This window comes from Sorangium sp. So ce185, from assembly GCF_051526825.1.
In the GTDB taxonomy this organism is placed as follows: domain Bacteria; phylum Myxococcota_A; class Polyangia; order Polyangiales; family Polyangiaceae; genus Sorangium; species Sorangium cellulosum_D.
In genome coordinates, this window is record NZ_CP150316.1 from 12610279 (window position 1) to 12626017 (window position 15739).

Annotated in this window: 14 protein-coding genes and 1 pseudogene; 6 read left to right on the forward strand and 9 right to left on the reverse strand. The window is 71.0% G+C overall.

Going from position 1 to position 15739, the window contains the following annotated elements:
- Positions 1 to 311 precede the first annotated feature (311 nt).
- The 3 genes from WMF26_RS46585 to WMF26_RS46595 all read left to right on the forward strand — a co-directional run bounded on the left by WMF26_RS46585 (position 312) and on the right by WMF26_RS46595 (position 4591).
- Positions 312 to 1976 carry a DUF1592 domain-containing protein gene (locus WMF26_RS46585; protein WP_437997960.1) on the forward strand — a complete coding sequence of 555 codons (1665 nt, stop codon included), beginning with the start codon at positions 312 to 314 and terminating at the stop codon, positions 1974 to 1976.
- A 154-nt stretch (positions 1977 to 2130) separates the two neighbouring features.
- Complete coding sequence (locus tag WMF26_RS46590; RefSeq protein ID WP_438002491.1) at positions 2131 to 3621, forward strand: DUF1552 domain-containing protein; 1491 nt, start codon at positions 2131 to 2133, stop codon at positions 3619 to 3621.
- Between the two features lie 202 nt (positions 3622 to 3823).
- Positions 3824 to 4591 (forward strand): hypothetical protein, encoded by a 768-nt coding sequence (locus WMF26_RS46595; RefSeq protein ID WP_437997961.1) that lies wholly within the window; start codon positions 3824 to 3826, stop codon positions 4589 to 4591.
- A 74-nt stretch (positions 4592 to 4665) separates the two neighbouring features.
- Here the strand turns inward: WMF26_RS46595 and WMF26_RS46600 are convergent, their stop codons facing one another.
- Positions 4666 to 4866, reverse strand: coding sequence for a hypothetical protein (locus tag WMF26_RS46600; protein ID WP_437997962.1), 201 nt, complete (start codon positions 4864 to 4866; stop codon positions 4666 to 4668).
- A 4-nt stretch (positions 4867 to 4870) separates the two neighbouring features.
- On the opposite strand from WMF26_RS46600, the gene WMF26_RS46605 reads away from it, so the two are divergent.
- Positions 4871 to 5233 carry a hypothetical protein gene (locus WMF26_RS46605; RefSeq protein ID WP_437997963.1) on the forward strand — a complete coding sequence of 121 codons (363 nt, stop codon included), beginning with the start codon at positions 4871 to 4873 and terminating at the stop codon, positions 5231 to 5233.
- A gap of 340 nt (positions 5234 to 5573) precedes the next feature.
- On the opposite strand, the gene WMF26_RS46610 is transcribed toward WMF26_RS46605, so the two are convergent.
- The 7 genes and pseudogenes from WMF26_RS46610 to zigA all read right to left on the reverse strand — a co-directional run bounded on the left by WMF26_RS46610 (position 5574) and on the right by zigA (position 12028).
- Positions 5574 to 7130, reverse strand: a complete 1557-nt coding sequence (locus tag WMF26_RS46610; protein ID WP_437997964.1) for an MFS transporter — start codon at positions 7128 to 7130, stop codon at positions 5574 to 5576.
- Entirely contained in the window at positions 7127 to 8191 is a 1065-nt protein-coding gene (gene pqqE / locus WMF26_RS46615; protein ID WP_438002492.1) for a pyrroloquinoline quinone biosynthesis protein PqqE, read from the reverse strand. The genes WMF26_RS46610 and pqqE overlap by 4 nt, the downstream gene beginning before the upstream one ends.
- A 135-nt stretch (positions 8192 to 8326) precedes the next feature.
- A pseudogene (pqqD, locus tag WMF26_RS46620) lies at positions 8327 to 8587 on the reverse strand (pyrroloquinoline quinone biosynthesis peptide chaperone PqqD); the annotation flags it as partial.
- Between the two features lie 7 nt (positions 8588 to 8594).
- Positions 8595 to 9296 (reverse strand): pyrroloquinoline-quinone synthase PqqC, encoded by a 702-nt coding sequence (gene pqqC, locus WMF26_RS46625; protein ID WP_437997965.1) that lies wholly within the window; start codon positions 9294 to 9296, stop codon positions 8595 to 8597.
- On the reverse strand, positions 9293 to 10210 hold the full coding sequence (gene pqqB / locus WMF26_RS46630) for a pyrroloquinoline quinone biosynthesis protein PqqB (RefSeq protein WP_437997966.1): 918 nt from the start codon (positions 10208 to 10210) through the stop codon (positions 9293 to 9295). Before pqqB ends, pqqC begins: the two co-directional genes overlap by 4 nt.
- Positions 10211 to 10232: 22 nt before the next feature.
- Complete coding sequence (locus WMF26_RS46635; RefSeq protein ID WP_437334459.1) at positions 10233 to 10376, reverse strand: hypothetical protein; 144 nt, start codon at positions 10374 to 10376, stop codon at positions 10233 to 10235.
- Positions 10377 to 10783: 407 nt separating this feature from the next.
- A complete protein-coding gene (gene zigA / locus WMF26_RS46640; protein ID WP_437997967.1) occupies positions 10784 to 12028 on the reverse strand; it encodes a zinc metallochaperone GTPase ZigA in 1245 nt (414 codons plus the stop codon).
- Positions 12029 to 12297: 269 nt separating this feature from the next.
- Here zigA and WMF26_RS46645 point away from each other — a divergent pair, with 269 nt between their 5' ends.
- Entirely contained in the window at positions 12298 to 13701 is a 1404-nt protein-coding gene (locus WMF26_RS46645; RefSeq protein ID WP_437997968.1) for an MATE family efflux transporter, read from the forward strand.
- A 14-nt stretch (positions 13702 to 13715) separates the two neighbouring features.
- On the opposite strand, the gene WMF26_RS46650 is transcribed toward WMF26_RS46645, so the two are convergent.
- Positions 13716 to 14348 (reverse strand): TetR/AcrR family transcriptional regulator, encoded by a 633-nt coding sequence (locus WMF26_RS46650; protein WP_437316336.1) that lies wholly within the window; start codon positions 14346 to 14348, stop codon positions 13716 to 13718.
- Positions 14349 to 14649: 301 nt separating this feature from the next.
- Between WMF26_RS46650 and WMF26_RS46655 the strand changes: the two genes are divergently transcribed.
- Entirely contained in the window at positions 14650 to 15738 is a 1089-nt protein-coding gene (locus tag WMF26_RS46655; protein WP_437997969.1) for an efflux RND transporter periplasmic adaptor subunit, read from the forward strand.
- Position 15739 lies beyond the last annotated feature (1 nt).

Consider the following 15739-nt stretch of genomic DNA (forward strand, 5'->3'; position numbering starts at 1 on the left):
TATTTTGTGATCGTGGTGGAGCGCCGAACGCCTCGTGCGCGTCTCCGCCTCGCTCGGCGGAGGCACGGCCCTCCGATCGAAGCGGGCAGCAGCTAGAGCGAAGCGGCGTCTGCGCGACCTTCGTATGCCAGCGCTTCACTATCCCGCCTCCAAAGGAAAACGCTCAGCGAGACGCCGGTGATCTCGTCACCGGAGAGCCTCGGGCTCATCCACGCTTTCCGATCCGCTCCGGTGATCACTTCGGCGCGACAGGGGAATATTGGGCTATGCGAACGTTGCGTCAACTATCGTACATCGGTACGACAATTTTTTTGACCTCAACAGCCTTCCTCGCTTCGTGCACAGGGAACATTGCGGATAATGGTGGCGACGACGACAACCCCACCGGCGGCAGCGGTTCGACCGGCACCGGGGGCGGCATCGACAACGGGCCCCCGGATGTCTGCATCCCCGGCCTCCCGGCGACGAGCCAGCTCCCCCGCCTGCTGAACCGGCAGTACGACAACACGGTGCGGGACCTCCTCGGCGTCACCCGCGTGGGCGCCGAAGGGAAGCGGCCGTCCGAGCTGCTCGTCGGCGACTTCGACGGCCCGATGACCCCTGACGCGTGGCGCATCTATCAGGATGTTGCCGCGGCGATCGCCAAAGACGTGATGGCTGGGCCGAACAAGTCCAAGTTCATCAGCTGCGATCCTGCGGCGAGCGGTTGCTTGACGCAGACCATCCAGACCTTCGGCCGCAAGGCGTTCCGTCGCCCGCTGACCCCCGAGGAGGTGGCGCGGTTCGAGAAGCTGGGCCAGACGACGCCGGCAGGGACGCCCGACGAGGTCGCCGAGACAACGTTGCTCGCTTTCCTCGTGTCGCCCTCGTTCCTCATGCTCCCCGAGCTGACGACCACGCCGGCTTCGTCGGGTGAGGGCATCCAGCTCTCCAGCTACGAAGTGGCGACGAGGCTCTCGTACTTGCTCTGGGGCTCCGCTCCGGACGACGCGCTGAGCGCGGCGGCCGACAACGACGAGCTCCAGACCAAAGAGCAGATCCTGGCCCAGGCGCAGCGGATGATCGCCGTGCGCGAGAAGACCGGGCCGCTCGTCTCAGCGTTCCACCGGAACTGGGCGCAGATGGACAACGATCTCGCCCACTGGTGGAAGGGGGATCACAACACCGAGACGTACCCGTTGTACGATCCAGCCGCCAAGCCCAGCTGGCAGGCCGAGCTCGACGCCTTCTTCGAAGAGGTGGCGTTCTCGGGCGGCTCGTTCAAGGACGTCCTCCTCAGCAATGTCGCCTTCGTCAACAAGGACAATGCGGAGATCTACGGGCTCGATCCTGCGGCGTACGGCACCGAGCTGACCAAGGTGGAGCTGGACGCCAACGAGCGGCCGGGCTTCCTGACGCGCGTCGGGTTCTTGAGCTCCTACTCGAGCTACGACGCCACGAGCCCGATCCTGCGAGGCGCGTTCATCGCGACGTACCTCCTCGGCGTGAACCCGGGCCCGCCCCTCCCCGGCGCCACCATGCTGACCGTCGACGGCAAATTCGACACGCAACGCGCGTACGTCGAGGCTCTGACGAAGCCCGAGAGCTGCAAGGGCTGCCACGCGGTCGTCAACCCGCCGGGCTTCGTGATGGAGGGCTTCGACGGCATCGGGAAGATGCAGACGATGGATCCTCGCGGCGGCGTCATCGACGCGAGCGTCACGACGAACACCATCGACTTCGGCGACGGCAACGTGAAGGAGATCACCTCTCCGTTCGAGCTCATGCAGGAGATCGCTCAGGTTCAGAAGGCCAAGCAGCTCTACGCTCAGGCGTGGGTCTCCTATGCCTTTGGGCGGCTCCCGAACGGGAAGGACAAGTGCGTCGTCGATAATATCGAGCTCAAGTTGTCGGAGGGCGGCTACAGCGTTCTCGATCTGATGGCCGATCTCACTCAAGCGGATTCGTTCCGCGTGCGAATCCGTGAAACGCAGTGAAAGCTGAGGAATGTTGACCATGAGCACGAAACTGAACCGCAGAATCTTCCTCCGTGGCATGGGCGGAGCAGCCTTGGCTGCGCCCTTCCTCAGCTCTGTGTGGGAACGCACCGCGAGGGGCGACACCCCTGCGCCTGGGAAGGCGCTCATCGTGATGTTCACGCACTACGGGGTCATCACGAACAAGTGGTTCCCCACGAAGACGCAGGGCGAGCTCACGGCTGCTGACCTCGAGCCGACGAGCCTCGCGGCCCTCGCTCCCTACGCGAAGAAGCTCCTCATGCCGCGCGGCATCCGCTCGATGAACGAGTGGACCGCCAACATGACGCGTGGACAGGGGAACGACTCCCACACGCAGATCGTCGGGTCGTTCTTCACCTGTCAGCCGGTCACGCCCAACAGCAACGACCCGTTCAGCTTCAACCAGGCGACGAAGTTCAACGCGAAGGCCGTCGGTCCGTCGCTGGATCACGTCATCGCCCAGCAGCTCAGCCCGCAAGGCACGCCGTTGCTCTTGAACACGGCCGGTCAGAATGACGGCGCTCAGTCGGCGATCTCCTACAAAGCCTCCGAGACCCTCTTCAGCGGCCTCAACGCGTCGCAGGCCTTCAGCAGCCTCACGGGCCTCTTCCAGTCGGGGGAGCCGATGTCTCCGGACAGCTACGCGGCGGTCCGCGGCAAGAGCGTCCTCGATCTCGTGAAGGACGATCTGCAGACGCTCGAGCGGTTCGACATGAGCAGCGCCGACAAGCAGAAGCTCGCTGCCTGGAAGGAGCTCGTCAACTCGACCGGAAACGTGATGGTCTCCGCGCAGTGCAACGCGGAGCTCGGCGAGATGCTCGGCGCGACGTCGGCGAACGCCTCCAAGGCGGCGTCGGGCGGCTTCGGCACCGACGTCCTCACGACCAAGGTCGCCGGCGATCTGGACGGCGCGGACATCTATTCGGCCATCGCGGCGCTCGCGGCCGCCTGCAACGCCAACCCCGTGATTTTCATGAAGTACCCTGGAAATTACAATTTCAAGGGGCTCGGCATCACGATGGAGTCGCACTCCCTCTCGCACCGCCTCGACAACGCGGGCATGTCAGGCAGCTGCCTGCCCAACGCGATCGAGATGCTCCTGAAGGTCGACGCCTATTACGCGCAGAAGTTCGCGAACCTCGTCAAGATGCTCGACAGCATCCCCTCGGGGAGCGGGACGGTCCTCGACAGCGTCGCCGCCATCTGGTTCAACGAGATGTCGGACGGCAACGCGCACAACCTCAACAACGCTCCGATCATTCAAGCGGGCAGCGCCGGCGGTTACTTCAAGACCGGTCAGATCATCAACGTCGATCCCGCGTCGACCCCGACGGCCGGCAACAGCATGTCGCAGTGCGCCAACGGCACCGGCCAGGTCAACGGCGTCAATCAAGGCACCGGGACCGATCCGAAGATCGGCAACGCGCCGATCAACAAGTACTTCTGCAACATCATGAACGCCCTCGGCGTGAAGGCGGGCGCGGACGGCTTCCCTGCGAAGGGTGGCTCCGCGGAGGTGACCCACTTCGGCTATTCCGACAAGACGGAGGACTTCATCGGCGGCAAGGGCGCGCGCGAAGCCTCGATCCACAATCCGGGCGGGTTCGCGGAGCTCAAGGCCTGACCGCGCTCGGGGCGACGCCCTGAACACCCGGACGAGCTCGAGTGCAGAGACCTCTTCTTACCGAAGAGGTCTTTGCGTTTGTGCGTCGCCGGTCACCGCGGGCGCGGCGAAACTGCCGCTCTTCATGATGTTCCTCACTTCGCGGCCCCGCGCTGGACGACGATGGCGGACAGCGATAGGCCGAGGATCTCTTCTCATGTTCATGTTGGCGAAGCGTCTCCTCATCCCTGCTGCTGTGCTCCTCCCCCTGGCCTGCTCGAGCGGAGCGAGCGACGGCGCCGGAGGCGGCGGGGACATCGGAGACGACGCGCTCATCGTTCCGGAAGACCTCACGGTCATGGCGCTCCCCGGCGGAAACGGCGTGCTCAACGTGATCGCGCTGACGCTTCGCAAAGGACCGACCAACACCGAGCTCTACGCCGCCTTGAGGAACGACGGGGATACCCCGGCCTGCAGCGCCGCCGTTTCCGTTGAGCTCTACGACAGGACCCAGCGGTCCCTGGCGGTCGGGATCAACGGGTTGCTCACCCAGCATTTCTATCGGCTCACGGATGGCTCGGGCGCGATCGCCGCGTGCGTGGGTCCAGGCGACGTGACCATGGCCGCGGTGACGGACTTGCCCTCGGACATCGCGATCGAAGACGTAGGATACGTCGTCTACCGGTGCCCTTACTTCGCCCTCGACGTCGTTCCGATCGAGGGTCTCACCATCAGCCAAGTGAAGGCCCTGACTCGTGGCGCCGGGACGGCGTACACGGGCACGTTCTTCAACGGGCTCGACGTGGCGGTGAGCGAGCCGTCCGCCACGGTCTTTTCCGTCAATCGCGTCGGGCGTCCGCTCGGCGTGGCGATCGGCAGCGGCACAGTCCAGATTCCGCCGGGTGGCAGCTGGAATTTCGAGACGAACACCGTGGACACGCCCGGACCCGATCACGCCGCATACCCGGCAGCCGCGCTTGTAAAGCAGTAGACCATCCCAAGCCGCACGGCAAACCTGCGTCCGTGGGGCGCCGCGACCCGTCGGCGGCTACGCGCCAAGCCCTGCTACTCCAGCGCGCCGTCGGCGATCCACTGCGAGAGCGCTTCGATGTAGCTGGGCGGTACGCAGTTGGCGTCCCCATCGTTGACGCACCCGAGGGGCATCCGCATCGTTTCGCCGCACGGCCCCTCGAGGATCTTGATGAGAGCGCTCTCTTCCGGCTTGCCGGGATTGACGACCGGGATATTACCGCAGTTCTTGGACACGTGCGTGGTCAGCCTCGTGCGCAGCTCTGCGTCGACCTTCAAGTTCAGGGGGTTCATCTCGTCGTTGTGGCAACCCGCCCCGAAACAAGAAGCGTTTTCGATCACGAACTTCATCGTCTCGAACGTCGGCGCGACCCCTGGATCGCCACCACCGGTGCCTCCAGTGCTCGCGCTGCTGGTAACGCTCCCCGAGCCCTGCCCGCTCGAGTCCGAGCCGCCGGTCCCGGACCCGCTCGAGGCTGCCGTCGTGCTTCCGGCTGCCGAGCTGCTGGTGGTTGTGTCGTCAGGATCCTCCGGCGCATCGGAGCAGCCTGAAAGAGGTGACAGGATGGCGACGATCGCTGCCGCGGCGAAGCTTGAGAATTGAATTTTCATGGGGTCACGATGAAGGTTGTGTGAGAGGAAGTATAGCTATCTTCCCCGCTGGATCAAAGAGAAAGCCTTCTATCTCAGGGCCTTGAGGGCGAGGCGCGGTCGGCGAGGGGATTCGGTGAGCTCGAACTTTTGTGGTCACCTCGCCCGTAGGGTTTGGCCGCTCGCTCGCGAGAGAGCGGCGCCATGCGAGGGACGTCATCTGTGGTGGGCAATCAGCGCAAAGACCGGCGTCGCGGACTCGACGGCTGGAGCGCCGCGTCGGCCCAGCGCTGGTCTGCGGCGGCCCAGAGGCGCTCCTCGAAGTCGGCCGGGAGGAGCATCGGTATGTGCTTTTATCCGGGGACGCGGCCGCTTGACTCGCCTCGAACCACGGCCGAGCCGCGCCCGCCGCCCGCGCCCGGGTGCGCGCTCCCCGGGGTCGTCCGCGCCGCGCTCACACCCGCCCCCAGGGCCGCGAGGGCCGACGCGGCGAGCATCGTCCCCTGGAACGCCGCGCCGAGCGCGCCGCCCCCCGCCGCCTCGATCGGTTGCCCGCCGCCGAGCGCCGCGAACATCGCCCCGGAGGCCGCCACGCCGCAGAGCATCCCCACGTTGCGCGCCTCGGCGAGCAGGCCCGCGGCGGTGCCCTGTTGATCGCGCGGCGCCGCGCCCATGATGCGGCTATTGTTCGGCGAGGTGAACAATCCGGAGCCGACCCCCACCAGCGCGAGCGCGGCGAGCAGGCCCGCGCGCTCGGGGCGCGGGCCGAGCAGGGCCACGCTCGCGAGGCCGAGCGCCAGCGCCGCCATGCCCGCGACGGCCGGCGCGCGCGTGCCGATGCGGTCCGAGAGCCAGCCGCTCGTCGCGGTGAGCACCGCCATCACCGCCGGCTGCACCGTCATCACCAGGCCCGCGTCCGCCGCGCTCATCGCGAGCCGACCCTGCAAGTAGAACGGTAGCAAGAACAGCATCATGTACACCGCCGCGTACTGGAGAAACGCGGCGACGAGCCCGCGCCCGAGCGCCGGCTGCATGAGCAGCGCGCCCGAGATCAGCGGCGCAGGGCTCCGCCGCTCCGCCCGTACGAACGCCGCGGCGAGGACCGCGCCGAGGGCGAGGAGGCCGATGACCCTGGGGCTCTGAAAGCCCCAGCGCTGGCCGCGCGTGACGGCGACGAGGAGCGCGGTGATCGCCGGGCCGAAGAGGAGCGCGCTCGCCCACGGAAACGGCCGCGCGCGCGCGCCGGGCGGCGCGCCCCGCGCAGGCGGAGCCGACGCCGCGTCGGTGGCCGCCGCCGACGCGCCCGGGTCCGCGCCGCGGGCGATCCCCGGCGTCGCGCTGGCCGATCCACCCCAGACGAGCGACCGGGCGAGGAGCCCTCCCAGAGCGGCGATGGGCAGGTTGATCCAGAAGGCGGCGTGCCAGCCGGCGCGCTGCGCGAGCCAGCCGCCGATCGACGGCCCCAGCGACAGGCCGAGGTACGTCGCCGTCGCTTGCAAGCCGAGCGCGCGGCCGCGCTGCGCGGGGGGGAACGCGGCGGTGGTGAGCGCCGGGCCGTTCGCCATCAGCATGGCCGCGCCCGCGCCCTGGAGGGCGCGGGCCGCGACGAGCGACGCGAGCGTGGGCGCGAGCGCGGAGAGCGCCGAGCCCACGCCGAAGACGCCGAACCCCGCGGCGTACACGCGCCCCTTGCCGTGACGATCGCCGAGGCGGCCGAACGGCAGGAGCAGCGCGCTCACCGAGAGCGAGTAGGCGGCGAGCACCCAGCTCGCGGCGCCGATGTCGACCCCGAGATCGCGGCGGACGAGCGGCACCGCGACGTTGATGAGGCTGCTGCCGAGCGCGGACATCCAGGTGCCGACGGCGACCACGCCGAGCACGGCGTAGGGCCTGGTCGCGGGGGAGCTCAACGGGGCGCGCCGCGGTGGAGATAGCGAGGCTGAGCCGCCCGCGACGAGGCGGCGCGGAGCCGGGCCTCCTCGACGATCCCGTGCGCCGGCGAGAGCGAGCAGGCCGGGTCCGTCGCGGCGGCGTCGCCGGTGAGGTGGTAGGCCTGGCAGCGGCAGCCCCCGAAATCGGCCTCGCGGCGGTCGCAGCCCCGGCAGGGCTCCGCCATCCACGCGTCGCCGCGGAAGCGGTTCATGCTCGGCGCCTCGCGCCAGATCCAGGCGAGCGGCCGATCGCGCACGCTCTCGAAGCGCAGCCCCGAGATCGTGTGCGCCGCATGGCACGGCAGCACAAGGCCGTCCGGCGCGATGTGCAGGTAGCGGCGCGCCCAGCCATCCATGCAGGCCCGCGGCAAGGCGGCGTAGTAGTCCGGCGTGACGAAGACCATCTCCATCCGGCCGAGCAGCCGCTCGCGCGCCGCCGAGGCGATGGCGAACGCGCGCTCGAGCTGATCCCTCGTGGGCAGGAGCGCGTCGCGGTTCGCGAGCGCCCAGCCGAGGTACTGCGTGTTGGCGAGCTCGAGCCGGTCGGCCCCGAGCCGCTCGGCGAGCGCGACGATCGCCGGGACATGGTCGATGTTCTCCCGGTGCAGCACCACGTTGACCGTGAGCGGCAGGCCCTCGGCCTTGACCCACGCGGCCACCGCGAGCTTGTGGTCGAACGCCGCGTAGCCGGCGATCCGGTCGGCGCGCTCGGGGTCGGCGTCCTGGACGCTGAGCTGCACGTTGTCGAGCCCCGCCGCCCGCAGCGCCGCGAGGCGCTCGCGCGCGAGCGGGACCCCGGAGGTGATGAGGTTCGTGTACAGCCCGGCGCCCCGCGCCGCGCGGACGAGCGCCTCGAGATCGCGCCGGGCGAGGGGCTCGCCGCCGGTGAGGTGGAGCTGCATCACCCCGAGCGCGGCGGCCTCGGCGAAGACGCGGCACCACGTCTCCGTCGAGAGCTCCCCGGCGGCGCCCTCGAGCTCCATCGGGTTCGAGCAGTACGGGCAGCGCAGCGGGCAGCGGTAGGTGAGCTCCGCGATCAGCGTGTAGGGGCGGTGCGACGCGGCGTCCGCCGCGGCGCTGCCCCCGAGGGCGGACGCGGGGCCTTGTGTGGCCGGCGCGCCGCGCGCGGCGGCGTCCCCGACGGCGACGGCCGCGCGTCGCTCCTCGAGCAGGCCGCGCGCGGCGAGCTCCTCCAGGAAGGCGATCACGTCGCGCTCCACCGCGTCCGGCGGCGTGGAGGCGAAGGAGGCCGCGATCTCGGCGGCGATCTCGGCCACCGTGCGGGCGCCGTCGAGGCGCGCGGCGACCGCCGCGGCCACCGGGTTCAGCGCGAGGCCGCGCTCCGGATAGAGCAGGATCTCGCGGCCCGTGGCGCGATCGCGCACGAGCCGCGCCTTGCTCGCGAGGAGGGGCCGATCGCCGGGCGCGAGGGGCATCGCCGCGTCACGCCTCGGGCCCGTAGGCCGCCGCGATGGCGTCGAGCATCGACCAGAGGATGTCGCACTTCGTGATGAGCGCGGCGATGCACGCCTCCTGGGCGGCGCGCGTCGTCGCGCGCGCCGTCACGTAATCGATCGCCTCGGTGGAGTCGGCCCTGGCGCGCGTCACCCGCCCGCGGAAGTAATCGAGCGTGGCCTGGTCGACCCAGGGATAGTGCTGCTCCCAGGCGACGATGCGCCGGGACATGAGATCCGGCGCGAAGAACTCGGTGAGCGACGAGGCCACCGCCTCGAGCAGGCTGCGCTCGCGCACCAGCGTCACGTACGCGTCGCAGGCGAAGCGCACCGCGGGCAGCACTTGGGTCAGGCCCGCGACCTCGTCGCGGTCGAGCCCCACGCCGTCCGCGAGCCGCAGCCACAGCGCGAGGCCGCCCTCGCCCTCGCGCGCGCCGTCGTGATCGACGATGCGGTGGATCCAGAGCCGCCGGAACGCCGGATCCTCGCTCTTCGAGAGGATGAGCGCGTCCTTGATGGGGATCCGCGTCTGGTAATAGTAACGGTTGAGCACCCAGCCCTGGATCTCGCGGCGCGAGAGCTCGCCGCGGTGCATTCGCTGGTGGAACCTGTGGTTGTCGTGATAGCGCCGGGCGCCCTCGTCGCGCAGCCGCGCGACGAACGCCTCCCGGGAGAGCGGCTCGTCGTTCATAGGTCGATCACAAGGCCGTCCGCGGCCACCTCCCAGCCCGCCTCCTCCACGGCGCGCCGCTCGGGCGAGCCCTCGACGAGGATCGGGTTGGTGTTGTTGATGTGCGTGTAGATCTTCCGCCGCGCGGCGACGCCCGCGAGCAGCCTCAGGCTCCCGCCGTCGCCGCCGATGGGCAGGTGCGCCATGTCCTCGGCGCGGGCCTTGCCGAGCCCGAGGCGCACGAGCTCGTCGCTCGACCAGAAGGTGCCGTCGAAGAAGCAGACGTCCGCGCCGTCGAGGCGCGGCACGTAGTCGCCGGCGGCCCCGACGGCCGTCGCAATGGCGGCGAGGCGGCCGCTCGCCGCGTCGCGGACCCAGAGGCCGATGTTGTCCTCCGGAGACGGCGGGGCGAGGCCCTCGAGGTGCTTCGGCACCTTGCCCGGCAGCGCGACCGGGACCACCGTCACCCCGGTCTTCGCGCCGTCCGGCCCGGTGAGCTCCGCGGGCTTGTCGAGCTCGAGGCGCCGCCACGTGGTCTGCCCGGGGAAGCGCTGGAGCGTGCGGAAGATGGTGTTGCCCTCGGTGAGGCCGCGGTAGACGGCCTCGGTGGCGTAGATCACGAGCGGCGTGTTCTCGCGCAGGGAGAAGAGCCCGAGCGTATGGTCGAGATCGCCGTTCGTGAGGATGACCCCCGCGATGGGCGAGGCCCTGCCGGCCCGCGGCTGCAGCGGTGGAAAGGCCTCGATCTGCCGGTGGACGTCGGGGGAGGCGTTGACGAGGAACCAGCTGCCCTCGCTCACCTCGAGCGCGAGCGCGTCCTGGGTGCGAGGGCGGATGCGCGCCGAGCCGCGGCGCGCCTCGACGCAGTTCGGGCAGGCGCAGTTCCATTGCGGGAGGCCGCCGCCGGCGGACGAACCCAGGACGCAGAGGCGCATTCCGGTGCTCGCTCGGAGGCCCTTATTCCGCCTCGACCGAGGCGCCCTCCCGCTCCGCCGGCGCCGGGCGCGCGAAATTGATCGGAACAGGGTCGAAGTCGCTCTGGTACGAGCCGATCTCCGCGTCCATCTTGATCTCGACGAACTCAGGCTTTTCGTAGCGCATCGGGGACCTCCTGTTTCGTTTCGGTGAACGGCGTTGTTCGCCGGCGCAAACGCAGGCTTCTTGCTCGCCGCTCCACGAGTGGCCGGATGAGATTTCGCGCCGGACAGCCCCAAGTCAAGGCCTGAAGCACAGAGCAGATATCGTTTGGTGCGCAGGCGCCTCCGGGGTGCGACTCCTTTCCCCCTCGACCGAAGAATGCCCGCCGAGCTTCAACGTGATCGCCGGCGCGCCGCGTGGAGGCCGAGCGATTTGCTTGACGGGAAGAGTCCGTGGTTTCTGCACGAGGCCAGGACAATCCCTTACTCGATTCCGTGGACGACCCGATTGTGCCATTTCGGGATCGAGGTCTATCCGCGGCGAGCCCACGGTCGCCTCGGGCGCCGCGAGCTCGACAGGGATGGATCGCCTCAGGACAGCAGGAGCGGCGCCGGTCCTGCCTCGCTCTCGCTCTCCGGAGCGCTCTCTCCCTGCCACGCGGGGAATGGATCCTCGATGCGGCTCCAGCCGGAGGGCCCCGCGGCCATCTCCTCCGCCGTCAGCAAGCAGGCGTCGAGGCCGCGCGTGAGCTCGGCTCGATCCATGTCGACGCCGATAAAGACGATCTCCTGCCGCCGATCGCCCCAGACCGGGTGCCACGCGGCGCTCCCCTCGTCGTCCTCCGGCCGCTGCTCCTCGGGCAACGACGCGATCCAGCGGCCCGCCGCCTCGAACGAGGCGGCGCCCCCGGCCTGCGACCAGGCCCCCGTGATGTCCATGCGGGTCGCGAGCCAGAAGAACCCCTTCGAGCGGAGCACTCCATCCCAGGCGGCCGCGCCGTGGATGAAGGCCCAGAGCCGCTCCGGGTGCATCGGGCGCGCTGCGCGGTAGACGAAGCTCTCGATCCCGTACTCCTCGGTCTCCGGCACGTGCTCTCCGCGCAGCTCCCGCATCCAGCCGGGCGAGCGCGCCGCCTCCTCGAAATCGAAGCGCCCCGTGCCGAGGATCTCGCGAGGATCGATCCGACCGCGGCGGGCCTTGAGGATGCGGGCGCCGGGGTTCAGGTGCCGGAGCATCGCCGTGAGCCGCTCGACCTCGTCCTCGCTCACGAGATCCGTCTTGTTGAGCACGAGCACGTTCGCGAACTCGACCTGCTCGACGAGCAGATCCGCGACCGTGCGCTCGTCGTCGCCGTCGAGCGCGGCCTCGCGCGCGCGCAGGTCGTCGGCGCTCGTCCAGTCCGCGAGGAACCGCTGCGCGTCGACGACGGTGACGAGCGTGTCGAGCCGGGCGACCTCGGAGAGGCTCTCGCCCGTCGCAGGGTCGGCGAAGGTGAACGTCTCGGCGACCGGCAGCGGCTCGGAGATGCCCGTCGACTCGATCAGCAGGTAGTCGAAGCGCCCCTCCGCCGCCAGGCGGGCCACCTCGACGAGGAGATCCTCCCGGAGCGTGCAGCAGATGCAGCCGTTCGACATCTCGACGAGCTTCTCCTCGACGCGGGAGAGCGCCGCGCCCCCGCCCCGCACGAGCGCGGCGTCGACGTTGACCTCGCTCATGTCATTGACGATCACCGCGACGCGCAGCGCGTCGCGGTTCGCGAGGACGTGGTTGAGCAGCGTGGTCTTGCCGGCGCCAAGGAAGCCGGACAGCACGGTCACAGGGAGCTTTCGCGTCACGTGGAGGTCCTCTCTCGGTCTGACGCCGTCTCAAATAATGTAACACAATTGCATTTGCAATAAAATGACCTCTGGCGCGCGCGCCGGACGCCGCGCGCGCGGCCGAGGCCGCCGCGGAGCGGCCTCACGAGACCGCCCCGATCGCCGCGCGCAGCTCAGGCCGCCCGGCGCGGCGCAGGCCTCGCTTCCTCGCGGGGTGGAGCGTACCGCGGCAGGTGATATCCACCGGGGCGGCGGGGCGCGGCTGAGCCCGGAGGATCCGACGACTCGTGAAGAGCGAACATGGAGGCGCGGCGCTGGCGCGGCAGGTGTGGCAGCTCGCCTGGCCCGCGATCGCGCACATGCTGCTGCTGACGCTGGTCTTCCTCGTCGGCCGCGGCATGGTCGGGCGCTACTCCACGACCGCGCTCGCCTCGATGCAGATCTGCGGGACGCTCACGTGGACCATCGTCTCGGTCTTCAGCGCGACCTCCGCCGGCACGCTCGCCGTGGTCGCGCGCAGCGTGGGCGCCGGCGACCGCGCCGCCGCCGCGGCAGCGACGCGCGCGTCGCTGGTCTTCGCGCTCGCGCTCGGGGCGGCCGTCGCGCTGCCGCTGCTCGCCGTCTGCGGCCCGCTGCTCCGCGCGCTGTTCCCGAACGCCGGCGCGGCGGTCGTCGAGCAGGCGGCGGCGTACCTCGGGATCGTGCTGCCGGCGCTGCCGCTCGCGTTCGTCGAGGCCGTCGCGGCGGCCGCGCTGCAGGGCGTCGGCGACACGAGGACGCCGCTCGCCGTGGCCACGATCGGCAACCTCGTCAACGTGGCGGTCAGCGCGGTGCTGATCTTCGGCCACCTCGGGCTGCCCGCGCTCGGCGTGCGCGGCGCGGCCGTGGGCGTGGCGTGCACGATGGCCACCGAGGCGCTGCTGCTGACCGCGGCGCTGCTATCGCGCTCGAGCCCGCTGCCCCTCCGGTCCGCTCCGGCCGCCGCGGCGCCCGCGCCGACCGACGCCGCCGCCCGCGGCACCGGCGCCGCGCCGCCGGCGAGCGCCCCGGCGCTCGCGCGGGTCCTGCGCGTCGCGCTGCCGGCGTTCGCCGAGCGATCCGTCTACCACGCCGGCTACATGGGGTTCGTCGCCATCATCGGGCTGCTCGGCGCCACCGCGATGGCCGCCAACCAGGCGCTCATCGCCGTCGAGTCGGTGTGCTTCCTCTCCGCCGAAGGGTTCGGCATCGCCGCCGGCGCGCTGATGGCGCAGCGCCTCGGCGCGCGCAGCCCCCGCGACGCCGCGCGGGTCGGGCTCGTCGCGGCCCTCATGGCCATCGTCGCCCTCTCCGCGTTCGGCGTCCTGTTCGCGCTCGCCCCGCGCCCGCTCCTGCTCGCGTTCTCCGGCGACCCCGAGCTCCTCGCCGTGGGCGAGCGGGCGCTCCGCATGGCCGCCGCGGCGCAGCCGTTCATGGCGTTCGCCACGGTCATGGGGATGGGGCTCCGCGGCGCCGGCGACACCCGGACCGTGCTCGCCGTGACGCTCGTCTGCTCGCTGCTCGTCCGGCTCGGCGGCACGTGGCTGTTCGCGGTGACCCTCGGCCACGGGCTCGTCGGCGTCTGGATGGGCAGCACCGCCGACTGGATCTGCCGCAGCGCCCTGCTCGCCGTCGCCTTCGCGCGCGGCCGCTGGAAGGCCCTCGCCGTCTGACCCGGCCCCGCGGCTCAGGCCTGCTCCCGCAGGCCCGGGCGCAGCACCCCGAGGAGGATCACGTCGACGACGCGCGCGAGCTGCGCCTCGTCGACGCTCGCGCGATGCTCGATCATCTTGTTCTTGAGGTAGGCCGCGAGCAGCTCGAACGGGAGCATCGGATCGTCGCTCGGCGCGAGCTCGCCCCGCGCGACGGCGCCCTCGACGATCGCCCGCAGCCCGCTCTCCTGGACCGCGCGCAGCGAGCGGGCGATGGCCATGAGCTCCGAGTCGAGCCCCTCGGCGAGGAACACGTGAACGAGGCTCTGCCCCACCGGTGACATCTGGATCTCGACGATCGCCCGCCCGAGCGCGATGAGATCCCCGCGGAGCGAGCCCGTGTTCGGCGGGACGATCTTCTCGTCCGTGACCGACAGGAGCGCGGCGCGCACGAGGTCCTCCTTCGTCGGCCAGCGCCGGTAGACGGTGGTCTTGTTCACCCCCGCGCGCGTCGCCACGTCCTCGATCCGGAGCGCGCGGTAGCCCGCGCTCGCGAGCTCCTCCAGCGTGGCCGCGAGGATGCCGCGCACGACCGGCTCGCCGCGCACGAGCGCGCGCTTCTTCGCGGAACCCCGCCTCGCCGTCCGCTTCGCCGTCGTCGCCTGCATCGACCCGTCATTCAAGTTCCGCCGCGCGGCGCACGCCAGCGCAATTTCGCGGCACGTTCGCGGCGCGGCGCGCCATCGCGTCAGTTTGTTGCGATGACCGCAACTGGTTGTTGCGGTCGGCCGCGGCCGTGTTATACCCATCGCAACCATCGGTTGCGATGATCGGAGCGCCGCGCCCGAGGGGCGAGGCGGAGGGCTGGGCGACGGCGGGACGGGCGGGGGCGCGGCGCGCCGCCGGCCGCGACGTCGCGCTCCGCCCGGACGCGAGGCCGCTCGTGACCGACCCCGCCGCGAGGAATCCTTGAACCACGCCACGACGAAACGCCGCGCCGAAAGCTTCCTCCTCCTCGCCGCGCTCGCCGCCTCGGCGGCGGGCTGCGCGTCCAAGGCCAGCGCCGAGAGCGCGACCCAGGCGGCCGCGCCGCCGGTCCGCGTCGAGACCACCGAGGTGCGCGAGGCGCCGATGCCGCGCAGCCTCGCGCTCACCGGCACGCTGCGCGGGGACCGGCAGACCGACCTCGCCGCCAACGCGGTGGGCCGCGTGCTCGAGACCTTCGTCGAGCGCGGCGACGCGGTGAAGAAGGGCGACCTGCTCGCGCGCCTCGACGTCCGCGCCGCCGCGCTCACCGCCGCCGAGGCGCAGGCCAACGCCGCGCTGACCCGCGCGCAGGAGGAGACGGCGAAGCGCGAGTGCGAGCGCTACCGGGCGCTGTTCGAGGGCGGCGCGATCTCCCGCGCCGAGCACGACCGGATCGCCGACCAGTGCCGGAGCGCCCCGCTCTCGGTCGCGGCCGCCACCGCCCGCGCGCGCGCCGCCGCGCAGAGCGTCGGCGACGGCCAGATCCGGGCGCCGTTCGACGCGATGGTCACCGAGCGCTTCGTCGACGTCGGCGAGTACGTCCGCCACGACTCCAGGGTCGTCGCGCTCGTCTCGAAGGGCGCGCTGCGCCTGGAGTTCACCGTGCCCGAGGCGAGCCTCGCCGCGGTGAAGACCGGCGGCGCGCTCACCTTCACCGTGCCGGCGTACCCGGGGCGCTCGTTCTCGGGCGCCGTGCGCTGGATCGGCGCCTCGGTCCGCGAGGCCACGCGCGACCTCGTGGCCGAGGCCGAGGTCGAGGACCCGGACGGCGCGCTGCGGCCGGGGATGTTCGCGTCGATCGCGCTCGCCACCGGGGAGGCGCCGAGCCCGGTGGTGCCGCGGTCCGCCATCGTCGCGAAGGAGGGGCGCGCGCACCTCTTCGCCGTGGTCGATCGCCGGATCGAGGAGCGCGTCGTGCAGACCGGCGCGGAGAAGGGCGACCTCGTCGCCGTCCTCCGCGGCGTCCGCGCGGGCGACGCGATCGTGATGAAGCCGGCTCAGGGGCTCGAGAACGGCCAAGCCGTGGAGTGAG